Source organism: uncultured Propionibacterium sp., from assembly GCF_963539965.1.
Classification (GTDB): Bacteria; Actinomycetota; Actinomycetes; order Propionibacteriales; family Propionibacteriaceae; genus Propionibacterium.
On the sequence record NZ_CAUTOU010000034.1, the window covers coordinates 1 to 22,550 of the forward strand.

Sequence of the window (22,550 nt, forward strand, 5' to 3'; positions counted from 1 at the left end):
CCTTCGCCTTCAACTCCGACGGCGCCTGCCCGCGCTGCCAGGGCACCGGCGAGGTCCGCGAGGTCGACGAGGACTCGCTCGTCCCGGACGAGGACCTCTCCATCCGCGACGGCGCCGTCCAGAGCTGGGGCATCTTCGGCATCGGCTGGATGTGGAACGTCGCCGAGGCGCTCGGCGTGCGCGCCGACGTGCCCTTCCGCCGGCTCTCGGCCGAGGAGCGCGAGATCGTCCTGCACGGCCCCGAGGTCACCCGCCCGGTCACCATCCCCTCCAGGACCGGCAAGCTGTTCGAGCTCAACGCCACCTACCGCAACGCCGTGCGCGCCGTCGAGGAGGCCATGTCCGGCGCGAACAGCGAGAAGGGCCTGGAACGCCTCAACCGTTTCATGACCGTGCGCACCTGCCCGGCCTGCCACGGCACCCGGCTGTCCGAGCTCGCCCGCTCGACGACGGTGCGCGGCATGAGCCTCGACGGGGCCTGCGCGATGCCGCTGAGCGAACTCGTCGAATGGGTGGCCGGTGTCCCGGACACCATGCCCGGCGAGCTCGTGGCCATGGCCCGCCAGATCGCCGACGAGCTGACCGCCACCGCACGCCGTCTGCTCGACCTCGGTCTGGGCTATCTCTCGCTGGACCGCGCGTCGTCCACCCTGTCCACCGGGGAACGGCAGCGCGTCCAGCTCGCCCGGGCCGTGCGCAACCGCACCACCGGGGTGCTCTACGTGCTCGACGAGCCCAGCATCGGCCTGCACCCGTCCAACCTCGACGGCCTGACGGGTGTCGTGCGGGATCTTCTCGCCGACGGCAACTCGGTGCTCGTCGTCGACCACGACGTGGCGCTGCTGCGCGAGGCCGACTGGTTGCTCGAGATCGGCCCGGGCTCGGGCCGGGACGGCGGTGAGATCGTCGTGAGCGCCCCGCTGCAGGACGCGGTGGGGTCGCCGGCCAGCCTCATCGCCCCCTTCATCACGGGGACGCGGGAGCCCGTCGTCCGCGCGACCGCCCCGGCCGCCGAGACCTTCGATCACGGCGCCATCCGGCTCGGGACGGCCCCGGTCCACACCGTGCGCGCCCTCGACGTCGCCATCCCCGAGCAGCGACTCACCGCCGTCACCGGCGTGTCCGGCTCCGGCAAGACGACCCTCGTCCTGGAATCCCTCGTTCCGGCGCTGCGCTCGCTCGCCGCCGACGGTCCCCTGCCCGCCCCGGTCACCTCGATCGAGACCGGTGAGGCGCGGCGCGTGGTCGTCGTCGACGCCTCCCCGATCGGCGCCAACGTCAGTTCGACCGTCGCCACGTACTCCGGGGTCATGGACGAGCTGCGGCGCGGCTATGCGCGGATCCCGGCGGTCCGCGCGGCGGGCCTGAAGGCGGGGGACTTCTCGTACAACACCGGCTCGCTGCGCTGCGAGCACTGCGACGGCACCGGTCAGATCGTCCTCGACGTCCAGTTCCTGCCCGACGTCGAGATCGTCTGTCCGCGGTGCGGGGGCACTCGCTACGGCGAGGCGGCCCGCACGATCCGCCGCACGCCCCGCGACGGAACCGCTGCCGATGCCCTCGCCCTGCCCGAGCTGCTCGCCCTCACCGTGGAGCAGGCGGTGCAGGCCTGCGCCGACCTGCCCACCGTCCGCCGGCGTCTGCAGCTGCTCACCGACTTGGGCCTGGGCTACCTCACCCTCGGCGAGACGACGACGGCCCTGTCCGGCGGCGAGGCGCAGCGGCTGAAGCTGTCCGCCGACCTGGGGCGCGACCAGCACGGGACGGTGTTCGTGCTCGACGAGCCGAGCACCGGCCTGCACCCGCTCGACGTGCGGGTGCTCCTCGGCGTGCTCGACCGGCTCGTCGACCGGGGGGCGAGCGTCATCGTCATCGAGCACGACCTCGACATGATCGCCAACGCCGACTGGGTCATCGACATGGGTCCGGGCGGTGGCGCCGACGGCGGCCGCGTCGTGGCGGCGGGCACCCCCGCCCAGCTCGCCGCCTGCCCCGACTCGGTCACCGGCCACTACCTGGCCGCCCACCTGGACCGCTGAGGCGGATCGGGGCCGCCCGGCCAGGTCGTCACGGCACGTCCGGTCCCGGGCGTCCTCGGTGTTCGCGGGCCCGACGGGGTGAGCGGGACCGCCTTCGTCGAGACGCTCATCGGCTCGCCGGTCTCCGGCGGCGGGAGAAGCTCGCGTGTCCGGCCAGGGCCCCCGCCGGGCGGTCTCATGCTGCGCCTGCACGACGACCAGCCCACTGATCGTCACCGGGGGCCCGGCGCCGATGCCGTGCTGGTCTACGTCGTCGAACTCGCCTTGGACCGGGTAGGTGGCGAGCCCGGCCGGGCGCCCCGCCTGGTCGCCACGAGAGGGGAGGCCACGGCAGGGCGCCTGCTCTGTTCGGTTCTGCTCAGCGTTCGCTCGCAGCGGCCACGACAGCGTCCAGCACCTTCGCCAATTCACCAGTGCGGAACCCGGCCGGGGCGAACTCGCGCATGTCCTTCACATCGGTGAAGAAGGTCAGGTGCACCTCGGGCGCCACGACGCGCATGCCCCACAGCGCCACGATCGTGCGCCACTGCTCGGTGGCGCGAATCGCTCCATCGCCGGAATACCCCACGAAGCCGATGGCCTTGCCGAAGAACTCGGGCGACAGGTGGTCGATGGCGTTCTTGAAGGCCCCCGGCACGCCGTGGTCGTACTCCGGGGTGACGAAGACGTAGCCGTCGAGCGCGTCAATGGTGTCCGACCAGCGTTGCACGCGTTCATCGCCGTATTGCTTGTTCTTCATGGCTGACGGGACCGGGTCGGTGACGAACGGCAGATCGAAGGACTTCACGTCGACGAGCGAGTACTCCGCGTTGCCGCGTGTCCGGGCTTGCTCGAGCGCCCAGGCGGCGACCTGCTCGCCGAGGCGGCCCTCACGGATCGAACCGAGGACGATGCCGATCTTGACCATGTGGTTCTCCTTTGAGTTGCACGACCGGTGACGGGGCCGGCCCGTTCCGGGCCGGCCCCGTCAAGTAAACAACTCATATGTTGTTATGACAACAAAAATGGGGTTGTTCGCTCAATGCGGAGACCTAGAAGGCCTACCAGCTCGGCGTCGTTCCCGGGGCGGGACCGGAGTCGTCCAAGGGCTCATTGATGCCGTCCGGGCCGGTGAATGGCGCGGCGATCCGTCCGGTCAGTGCCGACAGCGCGGTGACCTCGATGCGATTCAACGGCCCGATGAGCGTTCGACGGATCGCCTTCAGCTGTGCCGGGCGTGCGCTGTTCAGCTTGCGCAGGCCCTCCTCGGTCGGTCGGACCATGACACCATGGTCCTCACTCCCTGCGCGTTCCACGAGGCCTCTCGTTTCCATGCGGGTGAGCTGGTGGGACAGTCTGCTGCGATGCCATTCGAGCGCTTCGGCCAGTGTGTGCTGGCGCAGTCCCCCAGGCGCGGCGCCCAGCCGCAGGAGCACTGAGAGCTCGGCCTGGGTCAGGCCGGACGCCTCGGTGGAGGCGCTGACGACCGCCTCGTCGACATAGCGGTGGGCCCTCTTCCACTGCACCCAGATCTCGTGGATCTGATCATCGTCCATCTCCGGGTGTTCTGTTGGCATGGGCCGATTCTCCCATGAGTGTGTTGACGCGGCAACATGGTCACTCTATTGTTGTCATATCAACACAGCGGTGGGTGCACCGCACGAGCGGCAGGGTGCCGCGGGGAGGGTCCGGTGACGATCATTCGGAACATGACGACGACCGGAGGCGCTGGGCGCAGTGCGACGGGCGGCAGCCGAGGGGGTGCCGGATCGGGTTCGAGGGGATTGATCCTCGCGACCATAGGTCTTGCCCAGCTCATGGTCAACCTGTCGGTGAACATCGCCAACATTGCGTTGCCGCAGGCGCAGATCGCGCTCGGCCTGGCCGATACCCAGCGTCAGTGGATCATTTCGGGATACACACTGGCCTTCGCGGCGCTGCTTCTGCTCGGTGGCCGTCTCGGTGACCTCTTCGAGCGCCGGCGGATGCTCGTCATCGGTCTTCTGGGGTTCGCGCTCGCCTCCGCGCTGGCAGGTGCTGCGTGGTCGTTCCCGGTACTCATCGCGGGTCGTGTCCTGCAAGGCGCCTCGGGCGCTGTCCTCGCCCCGGCAACGCTCTCGATCCTTGCGACGACCTTCACCGAGCCGGGTGAGCGAGCCAGGGCATTCGGCGTCTTCAGCGCGATCTCCGGCGCGGGAGCCGGTATCGGTCTGCTCGCCGGTGGCGCGCTGACCCGGTTCCTGTCGTGGCGCTGGTGCTTCTTCCTCCTCGTACCCTTCGCGCTGGCCGCGGTGGCTGGTGCCGTCATCGTGCTGGGGGGAACCGCGTCCGGGGAGCCCGGCAGGGGCGGCCGTGTTGACGCCCCGGGCGCGATTCTTGCCGTTCTTGGCCTGTCGAGCCTTGTCTTCGGGGCTTCGCAGGTCGCCGTGAGCGGTTGGCTCTCGGTCCGGACCGTCGGCCTGTTCGCTGCGGCCGTCGTGCTGCTCGGTGTGTTCGTCCTCGTCGAGTCGCGGGTGCGGGTGCCGCTCCTGCCGCTCGACGTCCTGGCCTCGCGCATCCGCGTCGCCGGTTACCTGTCGATCGTCGTACCGGGGCTGGCTGCTGCGGGCGTCTTCTACTTCATCACTTTCTACTTGCAGCGCATTCTCGGTTTCGACGCGTTGACCGCCGGACTGGGGTTCATGCCTATGGTCGTCGCGACGATCGTTGCCGCGATGCTCGCCAATGCTGTACTCCTGCCCAGGATCGGGGCGCGGGCGATCGTTCCGCTCGGCATGCTCATCGGTGCTTCAGGGGCCCTCTGGCTCTCGCTCCTGACGCCCACCAGCTCCTACTGGACGACCCTGGCTCCCGCGCTGGCCGTCGTCGGCCTCGGCTACGGCATCGTCTTCGCCTCCGGCATGGCCACCTCGACGCTCGGGCTGCGACCCGACCATGCGGGTGCCGGCTCGGGCGTGGTGAGCACACTGCAGCAGTTCGGCACGGCCATCGGCACATCGCTGCTGTCCTCGGTCGCCCTGGCCCGTACAGGGGCCGCAACCGATCCAGCATCGACGGTTGCCGGTTATACGGCCGCCTTCAGAGTGGGCGGCGCGGTGTTCCTCGCCGGCGCGGTGCTGGCCGTGCTCCTCTTCCCGAGTGGGAGCGCGCGGGACGGGGCTTCGTGACTGGATCGGGGGCCGCTCAGCTCATTTCGTCCGTGCTGCCCCGTGGCCTGGAGATGAGCGCCGGGGACGCTCCCGCCCTCTTCGACGCCCCGGCGACCGGTGCCGGCCGCGCCGGTCCGGCGCGGCCGCTGGCCGACCGGAGGCGCCCGCGCGCCCTGGAGGAGGTGATCGGCCAGGGCCGTCCGCTCGCCCCCGACCACGGCCGGGATCCACGGGGGCCGGGGCGTGCCGTTCAGCGCCGCCAGCCCTCGTCGGTCAGCTTGGCCTTGATGGCCGCGATGATGTTCTCGGCCGCGTGCCCGTCGCCGCGCAGTGCCAGGGCGTTCTGCCGGCGCTCGGCCCGCCTGGGATCGGGTTCGCCGCAGGCCAGGGCCTCGACCAGCCGGAATGCCTCGGCCGCGCTCGGCACCCGGTTCACACCGGCGATGATCCGCTCGCCCAGCGCGCTGAAGGGCCGGTGGTCCTCGCGCTCCAGGAAGACGACCGGCCTGTCCGTGAGCTGGTACTCGGCGAGCCAGCTCACGCCGTCGCAGACCAGCACGTCGCTGTTGCGGAACTGGTCGGCGTAGTCGCCCCCGCCGAACACCGAGGCGTTCCGGAGCGAGCCCCACTCGCGCCGGAAGTCGGCCACCAGCGGGCCGGACAGGGGAGGCTCGTGCTCGTCCATCTTGGTGAGCAGGGCCGGGTGGGCGCTGAAGACGAAGTCCCACTCGGGGTGGTTCCGCGCCTGCTCGACCATCTGCGGGGCGGCCTCGGCGAAGGTCCCGAACCTGATCCAGTCGTCGCCCACGCTGTGGTGCGCCGACCACAGGACGGTGAAGCGGTGGCCCGGGTCGGGGCCGAGCCGGGCCACCGCGCTCAGGATGTCGGCCTTCGGATGCCCGGTGGCGACGAACTGCCGGGCACGGGTCGCCGGAGTCTGCGCCGCCGTCTCCGCCCGCACCTCGTCGCTCGCGCAGAAGACGGCCCAGGCATTGCGGTGGAAGGCGCTGTCGACCGCGGTGTTCAGGCCGTCGTCCTCGACGATGTTGACGATGAAGTTCAGCAACTCGTACGGCACCTGGCACAGGCGCGCGAAGCGCAGTTCATCGGTGGCGAACGCGGGGGGCACGTCGTTGTCCCACTGGGACTGCCGGAAGATGATGTCCGGGTCGATCATGCGGATGACGTCCAGGTCCATGAACGGGTCGCGGCTGTTGAACCGCAGGTGCTCCACGCCGAAGTGGTCGAGGCGTTCGCTGACGAAGCCCTCGTCGCGGTAGCCGTCGGCGCCCGGGAAGCGGCGCGGCAGGCTCGCCGCGACCACCTCGAAGTCGGGGTCGGAGGCCATCAGCTCGTGCACCCGCGCCAGCGAGTACCAGGCCTCGGGGTGGTGCACGAGGAACAGCACCGTGACCCGCTCGCCCGGTGTCTTGCGGCGGGCGAGCATCGCCGCGGTCGTGCGGGCCGCCTCCGCCACGTGCCTCACGTAGTCGAGGTGCTCCTCGATGCTGTCGGTGCGGCGCCGGCCCTCCTCGTGGAGCCCCTGCTCGGCCTTGCGAAGGATCCCCGGAGTGACAACGGGTCTTCTCAGATGCGAGAACAGCGAGGACGGCTCGGGCATGGTCTCCTCCGGTGCGTCTCGGGGCGATGGCTGGATCATACCGGAGCCGGGGAGGCGGCCCGCGGACCGCCGCTCAGCGGCGGCGCAGGTGCCTGACGACGAGCAGCAGGACGAACGAGACCAGGCCGATGACGACCCAGCGGGGCCGGCCGGACGGCCCGGCGCTCGCGCCGGAGGCCGACTCGTTCCCGGGGCCGTGTGCCCGGGCCTGCGAGGGGCCGGCCTGCCCGGCCGCCTCGGCGGCGGGTCCGCCCCGAGACGCGGATTCCCCGACGGTCTCCGTGCCGATGGCCTCCGCCACGGGTTCCGCAGCCGGTTCGGCCTCGGCGGCCTCCTCTCCAGCGGCCTCCTCCTCGGTCTCCGCGAGGGCGGCTTCGGGTTCTGCGGTGGTCTGGTCCTCCTCGTCCGCCGCGGCCTCCCGGGCGGGTTCGGCGGCCCGGGTCCCCTTGGCCGGGGGCCCCGCTGGCCCGGCGGGGGCGGCCCCGGGGGCCGTCTCCCCGGCCTTTCCGGCGGACTCGGTGTCCTCGGCCGGCGCCTCGGCCCGCTGCACCAGGACGGCGAGCTTGTCCTGCGGGTCGTCGACGCCCTTATCGGCGCGTCTGACGACGGCCTCGGGCGCCCACAGCGAGCCCCATACCCGGCGGATCAGCGCCCACACCTCGTCGACGCCCCGGACCGGACCCAGGACGTCGCGGCTCACGCCCAGGTCGCGCTCGGCGGGGGAGGGCTGCACGGTCACCCAGGCGTCGCGGCCCAGCGCCGCGTAGCTCTCGGTCAGGTCCTCGACCAGGTCGGCCGGCAGTTCTGCGGCGTCGACGGCCTCGGCCGCGACGGCGGCGGCCTCCTCGGCCGGCCGGCCCTCGATCCTGGCGGCCAGGCCCTCGCGCCGGGCGAGCCCGGCCAGGTCGTCGGTCGTGACGACGAAGCCGGGCGCCACCTCGACCCCATTGCGCAGGCGCTCGCCGAGGCGGGCGGCGGTTCTGCCGACCGCCTCGGCGTCACGGGAACGGATGTAGGCGAGTTCGACGATCATGCTCCAAGTACACCGCATCGCACCGGCGCGCAGCGCGCCCCGATCACCACATGGATGAGCCGGACCAGCCGACCCGGGCCGAAGCGGGTGGCGCGCCGCGGCCAGGTGGCGGTGCGTCCCGCCCGCCGGATTGAACGATGTTCGGGTCCCGTCGCCCTGCCGACAACGACCATTGGCCCGTCGTGCGGGGCGCCCGCCCGGCGCCCCTTACCGGGCCCCGATGCTGCCGATCTGGGCCGGACGTGGGAGGATGTGGCCATGAGTCCGCGAGAAATTGAGGTTTCCGAGCCGCGTGAGATCGGTGTCACCGAACTTGTGCTGCGCGATGCCCATCAGAGTCTGTTCGCCACCCGCATGGCCATGGAGGACATGGTCGAGGCCTGCGCCGACATCGATGCCGCCGGCTACTGGTCCGTCGAGTGCTGGGGCGGTGCCACGTACGATTCCTGCATCCGCTTCCTCAACGAGGATCCGTGGGAGCGTCTGCGCACCTTCCGCAAGCTGATGCCGAGCACCCGCCTGCAGATGCTCCTGCGTGGCCAGAACCTGCTCGGGTACCGCCACTACAACGATGAGGTCGTCGACCGCTTCGTGGATAAGTCCGCCGAGAACGGCATGGACGTCTTCCGCGTCTTCGACGCCATGAACGACCCGCGCAACATGGAGCACGCGATGGCCGCCGTCAAGAAGGCCGGCAAGCATGCGCAGGGCACCATCTGCTACACGATCAGCCCCGCCCACACCACCGAGGGCTACGTGAAGCTGGCCGGCCAGCTCCTCGACATGGGCGCCGATTCCATCGCCTTCAAGGACATGGCCGCGCTGCTGAAGCCGCAGCCCGCCTACGACATCGTCAAGGGCATCAAGGACACCTACGGCAAGGACGTCCAGATCAACGTCCACTGCCATTCCACCACGGGCGTCACCCTGGTCTCCCTCATGAAGGCCATCGAGGCCGGCGCCGACGTCGTCGACTCCGCGATCAGCTCCATGTCGCTCGGCCCGGGCCACAATCCGACCGAGTCGCTCGTCGAGATGCTCGAGGGCACCGGCTACACCACCAGCCTCGACACGGATCGTCTCATCAAGATCCGCGACCACTTCCGGGCCATTCGTCCGAAGTACCGCAACTTCGAGTCGAAGACCCTCGTCAACACGAACATCTTCAGTTCGCAGATTCCCGGCGGCATGCTCTCCAACATGGAGTCCCAGCTGCGCGCCCAGGGCGCCGAGAGCCGCATCGACGAGGTCATGGCGGAGGTCCCCAAGGTCAAGAAGGCCGCCGGCTACCCGCCCCTGGTCACCCCGTCGAGCCAGATCGTCGGCACCCAGGCCGTGTTCAACGTCCTCATGGGCCCCTACAAGCGCATGACCGGCGAGTTCGCCGACCTCATGCTCGGCTACTACGGGGCCAGCCCCGCCGAGCGCGACGCCGAGGTCGCCGAGCTCGCCGAGGAGCAGACCGACAAGAGGCCGATCACCTGCCGCCCGGCCGATCTGCTCGAGCCCGAGTGGGACAAGCAGGTCGAGGAGGCCTCGAAGCTCCCCGGGTTCAACGGCTCCGACGAGGACGTCCTCACCTACGCGCTGTTCCCGGGGGTCGCTCCGACCTTCTTCGAGCACCGTGCCGAGGGCCCCAAGAACGTCGGTCTGTCCGAGGCGCAGCTCAAGGCCGAGGCCGAGGGCACCGCATCGGCCGCCGTCTCCGGTCCCATCAGCTACAACGTGACCGTCGGTGGCACCTGCCACGAGGTCACCGTCGAGCCCGCGTGAAGGTGATCGCCAACCATGGCTAACAACGACATCAAGCTGGCCGACACCATGGCCGAGCGCGTGGAGCAGCTCGCCGGGCAGCGCCGCACCATCGAGCTCGGCGGCGGCGAGTCCCGCTTGCAGAAGCAGCGCGAGCGCGGCAAGCAGACCGCTCGCGAGCGCATCGACAATCTGCTCGACACCCATTCGTTCGACGAGGTCGGGGCCTTCCGCAGGCACCGCACCACGCTGTTCGGCATGGACAGGGCCGTCGTACCCGCCGATGGCGTGGTCACCGGCCGCGGCACGATCTTCGGCCGCCCCGTCCACGTCGCCTCCCAGGACTTCACCGTCATGGGCGGCTCGGCCGGCGAGACCCAGTCGACCAAGGTCGTCGAGACGATGGAGCAGGCGCTGCTCACCGGCACGCCGTTCCTGTTCTTCTACGATTCGGGCGGCGCCCGGATCCAGGAGGGCATCGACTCGCTGTCCGGTTACGGCAAGATGTTCTTCGCGAACGTCAAGCTGTCCGGCGTCGTCCCGCAGATCGCCATCATCGCCGGCCCCTGCGCCGGAGGCGCCTCGTACTCCCCGGCGCTGACCGACTTCATCATCATGACGAGGAAGGCCCACATGTTCATCACGGGCCCCGCCGTCATCAAGTCGGTCACCGGCGAGGAGGTCACGGCCGACCAGCTCGGTGGCGCCGACGCCCACATGACCACCAGCGGCAACATCCACTTCGTGGCCGAGGACGATGATGCCGCTGTGCTGATCGCCAGGAAGCTCCTGAGCTTCCTGCCGCAGAACAACACCGAGGAGGCCGAGTTCGTCAGCCCGAACAACGACGTCTCCCCGTGCGAGGAGCTGCGCGAGATCGTTCCGATCGAGGGCACGAAGGGCTACGACGTCCGCGACGTCATCTCCCGGATCGTCGACTGGGGCGACTACCTGGAGGTCAAGGCCGGCTGGGCCACCAACATCGTCACCGCCTTCGCCCGCGTCAACGGGCGCACGGTCGGCGTCGTGGCGAACCAGCCGAAGGTGATGTCGGGCTGCCTCGACATCGACGCCTCCGACAAGGCCGCCGAGTTCATCAACTTCTGCGACTCGTTCAACATCCCGCTGGTGCAGTTGGTGGACGTCCCCGGCTTCCTGCCCGGCGTCCAGCAGGAGTACGGCGGCATCATCCGCCACGGCGCGAAGATGCTGTACGCGTACTCCGAGGCCACCGTGCCGAAGGTCACCGTGGTGCTCCGCAAGGCCTACGGCGGTTCCTATCTGGCCATGTGCAACCGCGACCTGGGCGCCGACGCCGTCTACGCCTGGCCCACCGCCGAGATCGCCGTGATGGGTGCCGACGGCGCCGCCAACGTGATCTTCCGCAAGGAGATCGCCGCAGCCGAGGATCCCGCCGCCACCCGTGCCGAGAAGATCGAGGAGTACCGCGATGCGTTCAACACGCCGTACGTGGCCGCCGCCCGCGGCCAGGTCGACGACGTGATAGACCCGGCCGACACCCGCCGCAAGATCGCCGCCGCGCTGGAGATGTACGCCACCAAGCGTCAGCCCCGCCCGGCCAAGAAGCACGGCAACATGCCCTGCTGATCGGGAGGAGTTGAAGAACATGTCCGACAGTGAGAAGGATCTCGTGATCGCGACGCTCAACAAGCGCCTGTCCGCGCTCGAGGCCGAGGTGAGTTCGTTGAAGGCGGCCAGTCCGGGTATCCCGGAGGACGTCCTGGTGGCTGTCTCGGCTGCCGTGTCCGCCTATCTGGGCAACGACGGATCGGTCCAGGCCGTTCGTTTCGCCCCGAGCCCGAACTGGGTCCGCCAGGGCCGCAGGGCTCTTCAGAACCATTCCATTCGTTGACCCGGAAGAGACTGACATGAAGCTGAAGGTAACCGTCAACGGCGTCGCCTACGACGTCGATGTCGATGTCGACAAGACCCAGAACAATGCGATGGGCACGATCCTGTTCGGCGGCGGTGCCGGTGGCGCCGCCCCCGCCCCGGCCGCCACGGGCGGCAATGGCGGGGCCGCCGCGGGCGAGGGCGAGATCCCCGCACCGCTGGCCGGCACCGTGTCCAGGATCCTCGTGGCCGAGGGCGACCCCGTGAAGACCGGACAGGTCGTCGCGATCCTCGAGGCCATGAAGATGGAGACCGAGATCCAGGCCCCCGCCGACGGCACCGTCGAGAAGATCCTCGTCGAGGCCCGTCAGGCCGTCCAGGGCGGCCAGGGCCTCATCAAGATCGGCTGAGGACGCCGGACAGGCGGAGGGCCCCGCACCACTGCGTGTGGTGCGGGGCCCTCCGCTGCCCCGTCCGGTCCTCCGCCCGGCCCGCGAGCACCGCGTTCCTCACTCGATGCCGCGGGCACGTGCGCACGGGGCCCGGTGTTCGTCACCGGTGTTCGTCATGGGTGCGGACGGCGGGCTCAGCCCTTGTAGACCTTGTGGTTGCTCACCTGGGCGCGGGGCCGGATGACGATGCGGTCGACGTTCACGTGCGGCGGACGGGTGACGGCCCAGGAGATCGCGTCGGCGATGTCCTCGGCCAGCAGCGGCTCGGCCACGCCCTCGTACACGGCGTCGGCCGCCGACCGGTCCCCGCCCAGGCGCACCAGGGAGAACTCGTCGGTCTTGACCATCCCGGGGCAGATCTCCAGCACGCGGATCGGACGGCCGCCAAGCTCGAGGCGCAGGCCGCCGGCGATGTCGCGCTCGGCGGCCTTGACGCCGCAGTACCCGGCGCCGCCGACGTACGGGTACTCGGCGGCGGTCGAGGTGACGATCATGATCGTGCCCCCGGCCCTCTCGAGGGCCGGGAGGAGGCCCTGGACGACACGTGCCGAGCCGATCACGTTGATGGCGTACATGCGCTCCCAGTCGGCCATGTCGGCGTCCTCGATGCGGTCGACGCCGAAGGCCCCGCCCGCATTGTTGACCAGGACGTCGAGGCCGTCGCCGACGGCCTCGACCAGGGCGCCGACGGATTCCTGGGATGTGACATCGCACTGGACGGCCGTGCCGCCGATCTCCTGCGCCAGGGCGCTCAGCCGGTCGAGGCGGCGGGCCGCGCAGATCACGTGAAAGCCCTCGGCGGCGAGCCTACGGGCGGTGGCGGCGCCGATACCGCTGGATGCTCCGGTGACGACCGCGGTCTTCGTTGAATTCATGGGCCCCATCGTGACACGGATCATGCGGGGCGCGCATTCGCGCCGATGATCGGGGGCAGCGGGCGGGCGGTGGCGGGCATCGTTATCGGATCGGTCAACCAGGGTCCGATGACCTGTCTGACGAGCGCGAACGACTGCTCGTTGACATTGGCGGTGCTCATCGTGGGGAAGGGCGCCGTCAGGGCGTGCATGATCATGCTGCCCTCGAGCGCCTCGGCCAGCAGATCGGGCGAGGCCTCGGGGCGCAGTCGGCTCGTCACATGGGCCTCGGCGAGCAGGATGCGCAGGCCGTTGCGGAAGCGCGAGAGCGTGCTCTCCCAGATCTCGCCGACCTCGTCGGGGCCGCAGTGATGCTCGACCTGGAGGCGGATGATCGCCGTGCCGGTGGGCGTGGTGTACGTGTACAGGCGATGCTGGACCATCGTCAGCAGCTGCTCCTGGAAGGGCAGCCCGGCCAGGCGGCCGTCGTCCAGCTCGAAGAGCAGGGCCGTGCGCTCGAAGGCGGCCGTCAGCAGCTCGACGCGGTCCGGCCAGCGACGGTAGATGGACGACTTGCCCACGCGCGCCAGCATCGTCACGCGCCCCATCGTGAAACCTGACCAGCCGTGCTGGCCGTAGATCTCGAGGGCGGCGGTGAGCGCGCGCGGCTCGACGAGCGGATCGCGGGGACGACCGGGGGCGTCGTGGGTGGTGGCGCGTGCCAGCGGCGACATATCGCCTTGCGTCATGGCTCTCCCCGCTGCCTGGTCGTGTGCCGTTGGCACTGTGCCGTGGTCCGTCCCCCAGATTAGTACGGTCCGTGGACCGTCCCGAGGTGCTCCGTGGACCGTCCCGAGGTGCGGACGCGCCCGATCCCGGGGTCCGGGCGGCGCCCCGGCCGGTAGACTCGGGCCATGACCTCGAAGCTGATCCTGCTCCGCCACGGCGAGAGCGAATGGAACTCGAAGAATCTGTTCACCGGCTGGGTCGATGTCGATCTCAACGAGAAGGGCGTGGGCGAGGCCACCCGCGGCGGCGAGCTGCTCGCCGAGCAGGGGCTGCTGCCCGATGTCGTCCACACCTCGCTGCTTCGGCGCGCGATCCACACCGCCTACCTCGCACTGGACAGGTGCGACCGCCACTGGATCCCCGTCAGGCGCAGCTGGCGTCTGAACGAGCGCCACTACGGCGCCCTCCAGGGGCTCAACAAGGCCGAGATCCGCGAGAAGTACGGCGAGGACCAGTTCATGGCGTGGCGCCGCAGCTACGACGTGCCGCCGCCTCCGATCGATCCCGACGGCGAGTGGAGCCAGTTCCGCGACGTCCGCTACGCCGACGTGCCCGAGGCCGAGCGTCCGCTCCACGAGTGCCTCAAGGACGTTGTCGCCCGCATGCTGCCCTACTGGGAGTCCGACATCGTCCCGGACCTGCGGGCCGGCCGGACGGTCCTGGTCGCCGCCCACGGCAACTCGCTGCGCGCCCTCGTCAAGCATCTCGACGGGATCGACGACGAGACCATCTCGGGTCTGAACATCCCCACCGGCATCCCGCTCCTCTACGAGCTCGACGACGACCTGCGGCCCGTCGTCCCCGGCGGCCGCTACCTCGACCCCGAGGCCGCCGAGGCCGGGCAGAGGGCCGTTGCCGCGCAGGGCAGGAAGTAGAGGGACCCGGGCCGTCTCAGGCCGCCGTCATCAGCAGGGACTCGGCCAGCACGTCGTCGACGACCAGGATGTCGAGCGCCCCGGTGCGCAGCGCGCCGAGCGCACCGGTGGTCTTCGCCCTGCCGGTGGCCAGGCCGACGACCGTCCCGATCCGTTCCAGATCGTCCAGGTCGATGCCGATGACGCGTTCCGAGGTGGGCGGGCCCAGGGGGACGCCCTCGATCGTGAAGTAGCGGCCCAGCATGTCGCCGACCGGGTGGGCGCTCTCGACGATCGACTTCTCGTCGCGGCTGAGCTTCATGGCGCTCATGACGGCCCGCGAGGTCTGCACCTCGTAGTTGCCGATGCCCACGAAGCCCAGATCGCAGGAGCGGGCCTGGGCCAGCGAGGCCTGCACCGAGGACTCGTGCATCATGGCCTGCTGCGTGATCGCCGACTCCACGATGGCCGGGGCGTCGAAGCGCCCGGCGACCGCACCGCACTTGTCGGCCAGGATCTGCAGATGCGAATTGCCCGACGGCGCGCTGTCGAGTGTCGGCATGCCCCCCACGAGCGGGACGATGCGGGTGTCGGGGCGCAGCGGGGTGTCGGGCAGCAGGTCGATGAGCCGGGCGACGGTCAGTCCCCAGCTGAAACCTATCCTCGAGGCGCTGGAGGCCAGGCGGGTGAAGGCCTCGCCGGCCAGCCGGGCGACCGGGGCGACGCGGTCGGCGCCGGACGAGGCGTCGGCCACGAGGGCCTCGCGCAGGCCGAAGGCCCGGCTCAGGCGCTGCTCGAGGTCGCCGTTGCGCGCCGTCCGGTCGTCCCCGACGATGTGGATCCGCACCAGGCCGCTGGAGCGGGCCTCGTGCAGGATGCGCGACACACTCGAGCGGGACAGGCCGAGCCGCGCGCCGACCTGGCCCTGGTCGAGGCCTTCGACGTAGTAGAGGCGCGCGGCATCGATGAGCAGCTGCTGGTCTCTCTTGGCAGGCATGGGGGTCTTCCTAACCCTGTGGACTCGGGGGTGCTTGATGGACTTGTGACCATGAATGATGGGAGTCGGGGCCCGGCCCCCCGACTCCCATCATTCTATTGAGAAGCGGGCTTCTCAGGCGGTCATGCGCTCATCCGAGGACGCCCCGGGCGGCCATGGAGTCCTGCAGGAAGCGCATGGCGACCAGCGGGCGGGTGCGATCGATCTCGATGCCGTCGTAGGTGATCATCTCGTCGACCCCCTTGTCGGTCTTCGGCTTCGAGTGCTCCAGCAGCCCGATGGGCACGAGGTCCATCTCGCGGGCCTTGTCGGCCAGCGGTGCATGGCCGTAGAAGTGGTGACCGCCCATGCCCTCGAAGGTCAGGCCGGCCTTCAGATCGGTCTTGGCCCGGCCGATGACCTCCGCCGCCGGGCAGGTACTCCTCGGCGTTCGGCCAGCTCTCGACCTCCTCGAAGTGCCTGGTGCCGGGGTAGGAGTAGTCCTCGGCCGGCGGGAACCGGATCTGGTCGGGGCGGATCAGGCCCAGTGCGCGGTTGAGGTCGTGCTGCAGGAAGTCCGAGCCGTCCCCGGCGGTGTCGTGCGCCCACTCGTCGTAGTAGACCGAGCAGGTCGTATGGGGGCTCATCACCGCGACGAGGCCATTGGTGATGCCCGAGGCGGCGATGCCGATGTCGTTCCGCTCGGCGTACTCGAGCGCCTCGGGGAGACCGATGATCATGTCGTTTCCTCGAACGATCGGGTGTGCGATGCGCGGGTCCGGGGCCCGGTCTCAGGAGTGCGACGTCCTGTGGGCGGCGACGGCGGTGAGCATCTCGGTCAGCACTTGGCGCCGATCGGGGTGCTCGACGATGCCGCTCGTGCCCCCGGAGCCGTCCGCGCCCTGGGCGAGCACGCGGGCGACGTCGGCGGCGCTGGTCACCCCGGCGGTCTGGATGACGAGGATGCTCGGGTCGACGCCCTTGACGATCCCGGTGGTGCGCTCGGTGTAGTCGCCGGCGCCCATTCTGCCGGTGCCGATCGCCGCAGTGGGCTCGCAGATCATGATGTCCGGGCCCATCGTGGCGATGGCCCTGCACTGGGCATCGGTGTCCGCGCTGCCGAGGTAGGCCTTCGGGTTGACGATGAGGAACGGCCCGCGGACGGGCTGCGGCGCTGCTGTGCTCATGGGCCTGTCCCTCATCTGACTATGCAATTAATTGCATAAGATAAGGAATATATGCAGATGGACTCTTCGATGATCGCGCAGTGCATAAAGTCTTGCAATAACGAAATTATGTGCAGATGGTTCCCTTGGCCGTCGCGCGCTGCCGCCCGGGCCGGGGGAGGTCCCGGCCCTGTGGCAGACTCAGGGGCATGTCACAGCCAGTGGTCGCCGTCATCCTCGGCGCTGGTCTGGGGATTCGGTACGGGGGGCCGGTCCCCAAACCGGCTCTGAGGATCACCGGCCACGCGCTCATGAACATGTCGATCGAGGCCATGGCCGCCGGCGGCTGCACGCACGCCGTCGTCGTCGTGAACGACAGGGTCGCCAGGGAGCTGGGCCTGGTGAAGGCGGCCCTGCCGATCCCCGTCATCCAGGTGCCCGGTGGCGCGAGCCGCCAGGAGTCCGCCCGCAACGGGTTGCGAGCCGTCCGCGACCACGCGGAGATGAGCAGGGCCGGGGCGGTCCTCATCCACGACGCCGTGCGGCCGATGGTGCCGGCTCCCGTCGTCGAGGACGTCATCGAGGCCGTCCGGGGCGGCGCCGAGGCCGTCGCCCCCGTCATCGGCGTCGCCGACTCCGTGCGCAGGCTCGACGATCAGGGCCGCAGTGCCCCGGTCGACCGCTCCGCCCTTCGCGCCGTCCAGACGCCCCAGGGCTTCCCCCTGGACGTCATCCTCGCCGCGCACGAGCGCATGGCCGCCGCCGGTGAGCGGTTCACCGATGACGTCTCCTGCGCCGAGCTGGCCGGCCACCGGGTCGTCCTGGTGCCCGGCTCGCGCATGTCCATGAAGGTCACCGAGCCGGCGGACATGACGATCGCCGAGGCCCTGTGGAAGGCGCGCGCGACGCTCGGCCGTCACAGCGGGCGCCGCGTGCTGCGCCACGTGCCCGGCGGCCAGTACCTGGAGAGCCAGATCGCCGAGCGGGAGCGCGAGAAGGGCCAGGGGGTCAAGGGGCGCGATGAGGGCTGAGGGGCCGGGCAGGTGCGTGGGGCGCGCCGACTCCGGGGCTCTGCCGGCGGTCGGACCTCACCGGCGCCGGGCGCCCGCCCGGAGGACGTTCAGGCCTCGGGGATCTTCATGTCCCAGTAGCCCTCATTGCGCCCGCGCGGGTCGGGGCCGTTGCGCACACCGGTGTCGAGCCCGTCGATGAGGGCGATCTCGTCGTCGGCGAGCTCGAACCCGAAGACGTCGAAGTTCTCGGCGATGCGGGTCGGGTTCGTCGACTTCGGAATGGCCGAACGCCCCTCCTGCACGTGCCAACGCAGCATCACCTGGGCCGGGCTCTTGGCGTGCGCCTCGGCGATCCGGGCCAGCACGGGGTCGTCCATGACGGACTTGCGGCCCTCTCCCCAGCCGGAGTAGAAGGTGATCCCGCCGATCGGCGACCACGCCTGGGTGAGCACGCCGTGGCTGGCATCGGCGGCCTGCACGTCGGGCTGGCTGAAATAGGGGTGGAGCTCCACCTGGTTCACCGCCGGCACCACGTCGGTCCGCTCGATGAGGCGCTCGAGGTCCTCGGGCATGAAATTGCTCACGCCGATCGCCCGCACCCTGCCATCGGCGAGCAGTTTTTCGAGGCCCCGATAGGCTGCCACCGTCCTGTCGAAGTAGTGCGGCATCGGCTGGTGCAGGATCAACAGGTCGATCACCTCGAGACCCAGCTTCGCGCTGGCCTTCTCGAAGGCGTGCCGGGTCTGGTCGAAGCCGTAGTCGCTCACCCACACCTTGGTCTCGATGAAGACGTCCTCGCGCGGCAGGCCCGAGCGGCGCAGCCCCTCGCCCACCTCGCGCTCGTTGCCGTAGGCGGCCGCCGTGTCGATGTGGCGGTAGCCGGTTCTCAAGGCGGTCTCGACGGCCGCCGCGGTCTGCTCGGGAGGATTCTGGAAGACGCCGAACCCGATACCGGGCAGCGCCACGCCATTGTTCAACGTCAATTCGCTCGCCATGCCTCGACCCTACACGCCTCGGCCGGGCCCCTCCCCGTCCCGGACGGCCGGCCGGGGGCCGCGGGCGGCGCACGGAACCCTTCAGCCCCATGGGCCCGTGGCCCACGGGCGGCACCGACGCCCCGGTTCCCTCAGGTGGTGGGCCAGTCCTCGCCCTCGGGCGCCTCGCCCGTGATGATGTAGATGGTCCGACCGCCCATCGCCACCGCGTGGTCGGCGATCCGCTCGTAGTAGCGCCCGAGCAGGGCCGTGTCCACGGCCGCCTCGGCCCCGAAGCCCCAGTCGTCCGAGGCGATGAGACGGAACTGCTCGGTGCGCAGCTCGTCCATCTCGTCGTCCTCGCCGGCGAGGGCGGCCGCGGTGTCGGTGTCGCGTTCGAGCAGGGTGCGCCCCGCCTTGCCGACCATCTCCTGGGCCACCTGCGACATGCGCGTGAAGTTCGGGACGAGCGGCTCCGGGACGGCGCGCTCGGGGTAGCGCATGCGGGCTATCTCGGCGACGTGGGCCGCCAGGTCGCCGGTGCGGCCGATGTCGGCGATCACCTGCATGGCGGCGACGATGGTGCGCAGCTCGCCGGCCACCGGGGTGGAGCGGGCGAGCAGGCTGAAGCAGCGGTGCTCGAGGCGGTCGTGCATGGCGTCGATGCGGGCGTCCCCGCTGATCACGCGCTCGGCGATGGAGGCGTCGGCCTCCAGGAGCGCTCGGGTGGCGTCGCGCACCGCGATCTGCACCGAGTCCGACATGGTCACGAGCTCGTCGACGATCTCGTCCAGCTCGCAGTGGTAGGACTGCGGCATCGCCCCTCCTTCGGCACCGGGCCGCATGGCCGGCGTGATTGGCCCGGCGGCGCTTCTGCCAGTCTCGCATCACCCGCGGCCGCAACCAAGACGCTGTGCGCCGGGCCGCGGTGCCCCGACCCGCGCGCCCTCTCGCGCCGGGCCCCGTGCGGGGCCGCCCCGTAGAATCTCCCCCGTGGGCCCCTCGGTGACGGTGCTGCTCGGCTTCGTGCTGGGCGCGATGACGGGAGCGGCGCTCGCGCTGGTGTTCGCCTGGGGCTACCGGGCCCGGGTGCGCATGGCCGAGCGGCCGCCCGTGGTCGACCCGGAGGTGCCCCTCGTCCTGGACGCCTTCCGCCAGCCCGTCGTCATCGCCGGGCCCCATGACGAGCTCCTCTACGCGAACGCCTCGGCTCGGACCATCGGCCTGGTGCGCGGCACCCGCATCGGAATCGGCGAGGTGCTCGATGCCGCGCGCACCGTGCGCCGCATCGGCGAGGGCACCGACCGCGAGGTGACGCTGGGCGCCGTCGGTGACGGCCCGTCCCGCCAGTTGCAGGTGAGCATCCGTCCGCTCGAGCGCGAGGCCGTCCTCCTCGTCGGCGACGACCGCAGCGCCCTCATCCGGGTGGACGAGTCCAAACGCGATCTGGTCACCAACATCTCCCATGAGCTCAAGACGCCGGTCGGCGCCCTGCGGGTGCTCGCCGAGACCGTCCAGGAGGCGGCCGACGACTCCGAGGCCGTGCGCCACTTCGCCGGCCGCATGATCTCCGAGAGCACCCGCCTGGGAGAGCTCGTCCAGCAGATCATCGAGCTCAACCGCCTGCAGTCCGACGACCCGCTCGGCGACGCCGCGCCGGTCGGCATCGACGAGGTCGTCGAGACCGCCGCCGTGCGCGCCGGCGAGTCCTGCCAGGCTCGCGGGATCCACTTCTCGATCGCGGGCGACAAGGGGCTGCGCGTCATCGGCGACAGGCGCCAACTGCGCGTGGCGCTGTCGAACCTGGTCGAGAACGCCATCAGCTACTCCGACCCCGGCGCCCGCGTCGCCGTCACGGTCAGGGCCGTCGACGAGGACGGCGACCGCTGGGTCGACGTCGCCGTCACCGACAACGGCATCGGCATCGGCGCCGAGGACCAGAAGCGCATCTTCGAGCGCTTCTACCGCGTAGACTATGCGCGCTCGCGCGAGAACGGGGGCACCGGCCTGGGTCTGTCGATCGTCAAGCACGTCGCCGCGGCGCACGGCGGCAGCATCAGGCTGTGGAGCCGGCCCGGGCGGGGATCGACCTTCACGATGAGGCTGCCCGCGCTCATCGAGCACGACGACATCGCGCGGCAGGGGGAGGGGCCATGACGAGGATCCTCGTGATCGAGGACGAGCAGTCCTACAGGGAGGCCATGGCCTTCATGCTCTCCCGCGAGGGCTACGAGGTCGCCCAGGCGGCAGACGGGCTCCAGGGCCTGGCCGAGTTCGAGGCGAACGGCACCGACCTGGTGCTGCTCGACCTCATGATGCCCGGCATGAGCGGCACCGAGGTGTGCAGGGCGCTGCGTCAGCGCACCGATGTGCCGATCATCATGGTCACCGCCCGCGATTCGGAGATCGACAAGGTCATCGGACTGGAACTGGGGGCCGACGACTACGTGACCAAGCCGTTCAGCCACCGTGAACTGGTGGCGAGGATCCATGCCGTCATGCGCAGGGGGCGCGAGGAGGAACCCGTCCCCGAGGTCATCGAGTCCGGCGGTGTACGCATGGACATCGGGCGCCACGAGGTCACGGTGCGGGGCGGGGCCGTGAAACTGGCCCTCAAGGAGTTCGACCTGCTCGAATTGCTCGTCCGCAATGCCGGCCGCGTGCTGACTCGCAGTCAGCTCATCGAGCGCGTGTGGGGCTCGGATTACGTGGGCGACACGAAGACGCTCGACGTCCACGTGAAGCGCCTGCGCGGCAAGATCGAGCAGGACCCCGCGCGCCCCGTGCTGCTGGTCACCGTGCGCGGCCTCGGCTACAAGTTCGCGGAATGAAATTCGATTCCCCGGAATTCAGAAAGAAATGTGCTGCTCATTGAATTGATTGCCGTGTCTCACGGGATGCATGTCCTCATCAACAATTCAATACCGTGGTAGAATAACCTGCGGAGAGGGGTTGTAAACATGGATTATGCAGTCGGTGAGACCGTCGTTTACCCGAATCACGGGGCGGCTGTCGTCGAATCCACCGAGACGCGCAGGGTGAGGGGCGAGGACAGGCTCTACCTGGTCCTGCGCATCCTCGGCCAGACCGACCTGGTCGTCCGGGTCCCAGCCGACAACCTCGATCTGGTCGGCGTCCGCGACGTCGTCGACGAGGCCGGCCTCGAGAAGGTCTTCTCCGTGCTGCGGGCGCCCCAGATCGAAGAGCCCGCGAACTGGTCGCGCCGCTACAAGGCCAATGTCGAGAAGCTCCACTCGGGCAACGTCCTCAAGGTCGCCGAGGTCGTCCGCGACCTGTGGCGCCGGGAGAAGGACCGCGGGCTGTCCGCCGGCGAGAAGCGCATGCTCGCCAAGGCCCGTCAGATCCTCGTGAGTGAGCTCGCCCTGGCGGAGAAGGTCGAGGAGGACCGCGCGGAGGTCATGCTCGACGAGGTCCTCGCCTCCTGATCCCGACGCGGCGACCATGGCCCCGGGCCCGTGGCGACGGGGCCGAATGGCACCGCCGGTCCGGCCTCACTAAGGTGGAAGGCGGCCCGATGCGCCCGGCCCGGGCCCCACAGGAGAACGAGTGAGCGTGGACCTGCCCCGGATCCGTACCGGGATCGGCACCGATGTGCACGCCCTGCGCGAGGGCGTCGAGATGCACTGCGCCGGCCTGCACTTCCCCGGCGAGGCCGCCGGCCTGGCCGGCCACTCCGACGGCGATGTCGCCGCCCATGCCGTATGCGATGCGCTGCTCGGCGCCGCGGGGCTGGGCGACATGGGCTCCAACTACGGCACCCGCGACCCCAGGTGGGCGGGCGCGAGCGGCGTTTCGTTCATCGAGGAGACCGTGCGCCGCCTGGCCGGACGGGGCTGGCGCCCGGTGAACGCCGGGGTGCAGGTGATCGGCCGGCGCCCCCGCATGGCGGCCCGCCGCGCCGAGGCCGAGCGGGTGCTCTCGGCGGCCCTCGGGGCGCCGGTGTCGGTCTCGGCGACGACGACCGACCACTTGGGCTTCCTCGGGCGCGGCGAGGGCGTCGCCGCCATCGCGACCGCGCTCGTCG

Annotated in this window: 23 protein-coding genes; 12 read left to right on the forward strand and 11 right to left on the reverse strand. The window is 70.4% G+C overall.

What is annotated here, in order from left to right:
• Positions 1–2,039 (forward strand): excinuclease ABC subunit UvrA (locus tag R2N01_RS07075; protein WP_316669881.1); only part of this gene is annotated, 2,039 nt, incomplete at its 5' end.
• Positions 2,040–2,397: 358 nt separating this feature from the next.
• Here the strand turns inward: R2N01_RS07075 and R2N01_RS07080 are convergent.
• Together R2N01_RS07080 and R2N01_RS07085 are read right to left on the reverse strand one after the other, a co-directional pair.
• Positions 2,398–2,946, reverse strand: a complete 549-nt coding sequence (locus tag R2N01_RS07080; RefSeq protein WP_316669882.1) for an NAD(P)H-dependent oxidoreductase — start codon at positions 2,944–2,946, stop codon at positions 2,398–2,400.
• Between the two features lie 133 nt (positions 2,947–3,079).
• Positions 3,080–3,595 (reverse strand): MarR family winged helix-turn-helix transcriptional regulator, encoded by a 516-nt coding sequence (locus R2N01_RS07085; RefSeq protein ID WP_316669884.1) that lies wholly within the window; start codon positions 3,593–3,595, stop codon positions 3,080–3,082.
• A gap of 132 nt (positions 3,596–3,727) precedes the next feature.
• On the opposite strand from R2N01_RS07085, the gene R2N01_RS07090 reads away from it, so the two are divergent.
• Positions 3,728–5,185: an MFS transporter gene (locus R2N01_RS07090; RefSeq protein WP_316669885.1), complete on the forward strand. Its 1,458-nt coding sequence runs from the start codon at positions 3,728–3,730 to the stop codon at positions 5,183–5,185.
• Between the two features lie 232 nt (positions 5,186–5,417).
• Here the strand turns inward: R2N01_RS07090 and R2N01_RS07095 are convergent, their stop codons facing one another.
• Both R2N01_RS07095 and R2N01_RS07100 read right to left on the reverse strand, forming a co-directional pair.
• The gene (locus R2N01_RS07095) at positions 5,418–6,788 is read right to left on the reverse strand and encodes a hypothetical protein (protein ID WP_316669887.1); all 1,371 of its coding nucleotides are present in this window, start codon (positions 6,786–6,788) and stop codon (positions 5,418–5,420) included.
• Positions 6,789–6,861: 73 nt separating this feature from the next.
• A complete protein-coding gene (locus tag R2N01_RS07100) occupies positions 6,862–7,821 on the reverse strand; it encodes a PEP/pyruvate-binding domain-containing protein (protein WP_316669888.1) in 960 nt (319 codons plus the stop codon).
• Between the two features lie 258 nt (positions 7,822–8,079).
• On the opposite strand from R2N01_RS07100, the gene R2N01_RS07105 reads away from it, so the two are divergent.
• The 4 genes from R2N01_RS07105 to R2N01_RS07120 are packed head-to-tail and all read left to right on the forward strand — an operon-like array spanning position 8,080 to position 11,837.
• Entirely contained in the window at positions 8,080–9,594 is a 1,515-nt protein-coding gene (locus tag R2N01_RS07105; RefSeq protein WP_316669890.1) for a methylmalonyl-CoA carboxytransferase subunit 5S, read from the forward strand.
• A gap of 15 nt (positions 9,595–9,609) precedes the next feature.
• Complete coding sequence (locus R2N01_RS07110) at positions 9,610–11,181, forward strand: acyl-CoA carboxylase subunit beta (RefSeq protein ID WP_316669891.1); 1,572 nt, start codon at positions 9,610–9,612, stop codon at positions 11,179–11,181.
• 19 nt (positions 11,182–11,200) lie between these two features.
• Positions 11,201–11,446 carry a hypothetical protein gene (locus R2N01_RS07115; protein WP_316669893.1) on the forward strand — a complete coding sequence of 82 codons (246 nt, stop codon included), beginning with the start codon at positions 11,201–11,203 and terminating at the stop codon, positions 11,444–11,446.
• 16 nt (positions 11,447–11,462) lie between these two features.
• Complete coding sequence (locus R2N01_RS07120) at positions 11,463–11,837, forward strand: biotin/lipoyl-containing protein (RefSeq protein WP_316669895.1); 375 nt, start codon at positions 11,463–11,465, stop codon at positions 11,835–11,837.
• Positions 11,838–12,013: 176 nt separating this feature from the next.
• On the opposite strand, the gene R2N01_RS07125 is transcribed toward R2N01_RS07120, so the two are convergent.
• Together R2N01_RS07125 and R2N01_RS07130 are read right to left on the reverse strand one after the other, a co-directional pair.
• Positions 12,014–12,763, reverse strand: coding sequence for an SDR family NAD(P)-dependent oxidoreductase (locus R2N01_RS07125; RefSeq protein WP_399553254.1), 750 nt, complete (start codon positions 12,761–12,763; stop codon positions 12,014–12,016).
• Between the two features lie 11 nt (positions 12,764–12,774).
• Positions 12,775–13,482: a helix-turn-helix domain-containing protein gene (locus R2N01_RS07130; RefSeq protein WP_316669898.1), complete on the reverse strand. Its 708-nt coding sequence runs from the start codon at positions 13,480–13,482 to the stop codon at positions 12,775–12,777.
• A gap of 165 nt (positions 13,483–13,647) precedes the next feature.
• On the opposite strand from R2N01_RS07130, the gene R2N01_RS07135 reads away from it, so the two are divergent.
• Positions 13,648–14,397 (forward strand): phosphoglyceromutase, encoded by a 750-nt coding sequence (locus tag R2N01_RS07135; protein ID WP_316669900.1) that lies wholly within the window; start codon positions 13,648–13,650, stop codon positions 14,395–14,397.
• 16 nt (positions 14,398–14,413) lie between these two features.
• Here the strand turns inward: R2N01_RS07135 and R2N01_RS07140 are convergent, their stop codons facing one another.
• From R2N01_RS07140 to R2N01_RS07155, 3 genes are all read right to left on the reverse strand, one after another.
• The gene (locus R2N01_RS07140) at positions 14,414–15,373 is read right to left on the reverse strand and encodes a sugar-binding domain-containing protein (protein WP_316669901.1); all 960 of its coding nucleotides are present in this window, start codon (positions 15,371–15,373) and stop codon (positions 14,414–14,416) included.
• A gap of 130 nt (positions 15,374–15,503) precedes the next feature.
• A complete protein-coding gene (locus R2N01_RS07145; protein WP_316669917.1) occupies positions 15,504–15,722 on the reverse strand; it encodes a hypothetical protein in 219 nt (72 codons plus the stop codon).
• A 421-nt stretch (positions 15,723–16,143) separates the two neighbouring features.
• Positions 16,144–16,539: a hypothetical protein gene (locus R2N01_RS07155; RefSeq protein WP_316669902.1), complete on the reverse strand. Its 396-nt coding sequence runs from the start codon at positions 16,537–16,539 to the stop codon at positions 16,144–16,146.
• A gap of 188 nt (positions 16,540–16,727) precedes the next feature.
• Between R2N01_RS07155 and R2N01_RS07160 the strand changes: the two genes are divergently transcribed.
• Entirely contained in the window at positions 16,728–17,549 is an 822-nt protein-coding gene (locus R2N01_RS07160; protein ID WP_316669903.1) for an IspD/TarI family cytidylyltransferase, read from the forward strand.
• An 89-nt stretch (positions 17,550–17,638) separates the two neighbouring features.
• Here the strand turns inward: R2N01_RS07160 and R2N01_RS07165 are convergent, their stop codons facing one another.
• Positions 17,639–18,526, reverse strand: a complete 888-nt coding sequence (locus R2N01_RS07165) for an aldo/keto reductase (protein WP_316669905.1) — start codon at positions 18,524–18,526, stop codon at positions 17,639–17,641.
• A gap of 131 nt (positions 18,527–18,657) precedes the next feature.
• A complete protein-coding gene (gene phoU / locus R2N01_RS07170) occupies positions 18,658–19,323 on the reverse strand; it encodes a phosphate signaling complex protein PhoU (protein WP_316669907.1) in 666 nt (221 codons plus the stop codon).
• A 175-nt stretch (positions 19,324–19,498) separates the two neighbouring features.
• Between phoU and R2N01_RS07175 the strand changes: the two genes are divergently transcribed.
• The 4 genes from R2N01_RS07175 to ispF form a co-directional block, all read left to right on the forward strand.
• Positions 19,499–20,662 (forward strand): ATP-binding protein, encoded by a 1,164-nt coding sequence (locus R2N01_RS07175; protein WP_316669909.1) that lies wholly within the window; start codon positions 19,499–19,501, stop codon positions 20,660–20,662.
• On the forward strand, positions 20,659–21,336 hold the full coding sequence (locus tag R2N01_RS07180; protein WP_316669911.1) for a response regulator transcription factor: 678 nt from the start codon (positions 20,659–20,661) through the stop codon (positions 21,334–21,336). Before R2N01_RS07175 ends, R2N01_RS07180 begins: the two co-directional genes overlap by 4 nt.
• 129 nt (positions 21,337–21,465) lie before the next feature.
• On the forward strand, positions 21,466–21,951 hold the full coding sequence (locus R2N01_RS07185) for a CarD family transcriptional regulator (RefSeq protein ID WP_316669913.1): 486 nt from the start codon (positions 21,466–21,468) through the stop codon (positions 21,949–21,951).
• 193 nt (positions 21,952–22,144) lie between these two features.
• On the forward strand, positions 22,145–22,550 hold a 406-nt coding region (gene ispF, locus R2N01_RS07190; RefSeq protein ID WP_316669915.1), incomplete at its 3' end, for a 2-C-methyl-D-erythritol 2,4-cyclodiphosphate synthase.

Coding starts and splice junctions, on each gene's coding strand:
- R2N01_RS07080 (WP_316669882.1), bottom strand. CDS start 2,946: ATGGTCAAGATCGGCATCGTCCTCGGTTCGATCCGTGAGGGCCGCCTC.
- R2N01_RS07085 (WP_316669884.1), bottom strand. CDS start 3,595: ATGCCAACAGAACACCCGGAGATGGACGATGATCAGATCCACGAGATC.
- R2N01_RS07090 (WP_316669885.1), top strand. CDS start 3,728: ATGACGACGACCGGAGGCGCTGGGCGCAGTGCGACGGGCGGCAGCCGA.
- R2N01_RS07095 (WP_316669887.1), bottom strand. CDS start 6,788: ATGCCCGAGCCGTCCTCGCTGTTCTCGCATCTGAGAAGACCCGTTGTC.
- R2N01_RS07100 (WP_316669888.1), bottom strand. CDS start 7,821: ATGATCGTCGAACTCGCCTACATCCGTTCCCGTGACGCCGAGGCGGTC.
- R2N01_RS07105 (WP_316669890.1), top strand. CDS start 8,080: ATGAGTCCGCGAGAAATTGAGGTTTCCGAGCCGCGTGAGATCGGTGTC.
- R2N01_RS07110 (WP_316669891.1), top strand. CDS start 9,610: ATGGCTAACAACGACATCAAGCTGGCCGACACCATGGCCGAGCGCGTG.
- R2N01_RS07115 (WP_316669893.1), top strand. CDS start 11,201: ATGTCCGACAGTGAGAAGGATCTCGTGATCGCGACGCTCAACAAGCGC.
- R2N01_RS07120 (WP_316669895.1), top strand. CDS start 11,463: ATGAAGCTGAAGGTAACCGTCAACGGCGTCGCCTACGACGTCGATGTC.
- R2N01_RS07125 (WP_399553254.1), bottom strand. CDS start 12,763: ATGGGGCCCATGAATTCAACGAAGACCGCGGTCGTCACCGGAGCATCC.
- R2N01_RS07130 (WP_316669898.1), bottom strand. CDS start 13,482: ATGACGCAAGGCGATATGTCGCCGCTGGCACGCGCCACCACCCACGAC.
- R2N01_RS07135 (WP_316669900.1), top strand. CDS start 13,648: ATGACCTCGAAGCTGATCCTGCTCCGCCACGGCGAGAGCGAATGGAAC.
- R2N01_RS07140 (WP_316669901.1), bottom strand. CDS start 15,373: ATGCCTGCCAAGAGAGACCAGCAGCTGCTCATCGATGCCGCGCGCCTC.
- R2N01_RS07145 (WP_316669917.1), bottom strand. CDS start 15,722: ATGGGCGGTCACCACTTCTACGGCCATGCACCGCTGGCCGACAAGGCC.
- R2N01_RS07155 (WP_316669902.1), bottom strand. CDS start 16,539: ATGAGCACAGCAGCGCCGCAGCCCGTCCGCGGGCCGTTCCTCATCGTC.
- R2N01_RS07160 (WP_316669903.1), top strand. CDS start 16,728: ATGTCACAGCCAGTGGTCGCCGTCATCCTCGGCGCTGGTCTGGGGATT.
- R2N01_RS07165 (WP_316669905.1), bottom strand. CDS start 18,526: ATGGCGAGCGAATTGACGTTGAACAATGGCGTGGCGCTGCCCGGTATC.
- phoU (WP_316669907.1), bottom strand. CDS start 19,323: ATGCCGCAGTCCTACCACTGCGAGCTGGACGAGATCGTCGACGAGCTC.
- R2N01_RS07180 (WP_316669911.1), top strand. CDS start 20,659: ATGACGAGGATCCTCGTGATCGAGGACGAGCAGTCCTACAGGGAGGCC.
- R2N01_RS07185 (WP_316669913.1), top strand. CDS start 21,466: ATGGATTATGCAGTCGGTGAGACCGTCGTTTACCCGAATCACGGGGCG.